This is a genomic window from Skermanella sp., from assembly GCF_059503625.1.
Genome location: NZ_JCACHA010000443.1, coordinates 1 through 1,320 on the forward strand (window position 1 = coordinate 1; position 1,320 = coordinate 1,320).

At 61.1% G+C, this 1,320-nt stretch carries 4 protein-coding genes; all 4 read right to left on the minus strand.

The window, feature by feature from the left end; translation table 11 throughout:
* Window positions 1-10: 10 nt before the first annotated feature.
* Complete coding sequence (locus tag AC5JJ6_RS09700; protein ID WP_496041846.1) at window positions 11-313, minus strand: zinc ribbon domain-containing protein; 303 nt, start codon at window positions 311-313, stop codon at window positions 11-13.
* A gap of 96 nt (window positions 314-409) precedes the next feature.
* Complete coding sequence (locus AC5JJ6_RS09705) at window positions 410-538, minus strand: transposase (RefSeq protein WP_496041847.1); 129 nt, start codon at window positions 536-538, stop codon at window positions 410-412.
* A gap of 1 nt (window position 539) precedes the next feature.
* Entirely contained in the window at window positions 540-929 is a 390-nt protein-coding gene (locus tag AC5JJ6_RS09710) for an RNA-guided endonuclease InsQ/TnpB family protein (protein WP_496041844.1), read from the minus strand.
* A gap of 166 nt (window positions 930-1,095) precedes the next feature.
* Window positions 1,096-1,287, minus strand: coding sequence for a helix-turn-helix domain-containing protein (locus AC5JJ6_RS09715; RefSeq protein WP_496041848.1), 192 nt, complete (start codon window positions 1,285-1,287; stop codon window positions 1,096-1,098).
* Window positions 1,288-1,320 lie beyond the last annotated feature (33 nt).

Here is a 1,320-nt window from a genome sequence, read left to right on the forward strand (position 1 = left end):
GGAGGAGCTTTCAGCTCCATTGGGACGTGGGGATCGAGAAGCGAGTTTCTTTCTCCGACTGATCGTCCCTCGACTGGCAGCAGCGGTCGTTCCAACCGCCAACAGGCGCAAACCTTTCGCGGATATTCCTCGCGGCATTGACGTCCCGGTTATGGGAAGCGCCGCAATGCGAGCAGGTCCACTGCCGGACATCCAGACCCATCGTGTCGCGGACGTGTCCGCAGGCGGAGCATGCCTTGCTGGACGGGAACCAGCAGTCCGTCTTGACAAACGCTTTCCCCTCGCGCCCGCACTTGTATTCGATGAAGCGGATGAGCGTGCCCTATCCGGCGTCGGAGATGGCCTTGGCCGGAGTGGGGTTCTTCACCATGCCTTTGACATGCAGGTCTTCGACGATGACGACTTGGTTCTAATCGACAAGGCGCCGGGACAGCTTGTGCAGGTGGTCGCGTCGAGCGTCGGTGACACGCTGATGGACGCGGGCGACAAGGCGGCGTGCCTTGGCCCGGCGGTTGGAGCCTTTCACTGCGCGCGCCAGCTTAACGCTGCTTGCGCTTCAAGTTGCGCTCCGCCGCCCTGATGTGGCGGGGGTTGGTAAACTTCGATCCGTCGCTGGTCACCGCCAGATCGACCATGCCCACGTCGATCCCGAGGGCCTTGCCCGCCGTGCTGACGGACGGCATCGGCAGTCCGGTATCGGTCAGGATGGCCGCATGGAACTGACCGCAGGCATTACGGCTGACCGTTACCGTCTTGAACTTGCCGACAATCCCGCGGTGAACGATGCCCTTCACCCAGCCAACCTTTGGCAGGTAGATGTGGTTGCCCTCCAGCTTGACCGGCTGGGGATACTGGATCGACTGGCGGCCGTGCTTGGACTTGAAGCGCGGATACCGGGCGCGCTGGGCGAAGAAGCCATCGAAGGCCAAGGGCCAGATTCTGAAGCAACTGCTGAAGAACCTGGCTGTCCGCCTCCTTCAGCCACTCGAACTCCTGCTTCAGCCCGGGCAGACGAACAGCCAGGGCGTGGTAGCTCAAGCCTTTGCCGGCTTACCGGTAGGTTTGCTGCGTCAAGGCAAGAGCATTGTTGAACACTCAGTGCGCGCACCTGAACTGAACAGCAAGCTTCTGCTGCTGGTCCGGTGTCGGGTAGAGCCCGATGCGGGTTGCCTCCAACATAGTGTTAGACATAGCAGGGCGCTGTCTAACGCTCAACGCCGCGCCATGGAGTCCCTTCCCCGTTGGCGGATATCTGGCACCAGAATAGGTCGCAATTTTTGCTGCCATTTGGGCGGCACATAAACCAAAAACTGTCCAACC

Bases quoted from the DNA above. Each gene is read 5' to 3' on its own strand.
- AC5JJ6_RS09715 (WP_496041848.1), bottom strand. From the start codon at position 1,287: ATGGCAGCAAAAATTGCGACCTATTCTGGTGCCAGATATCCGCCAACG.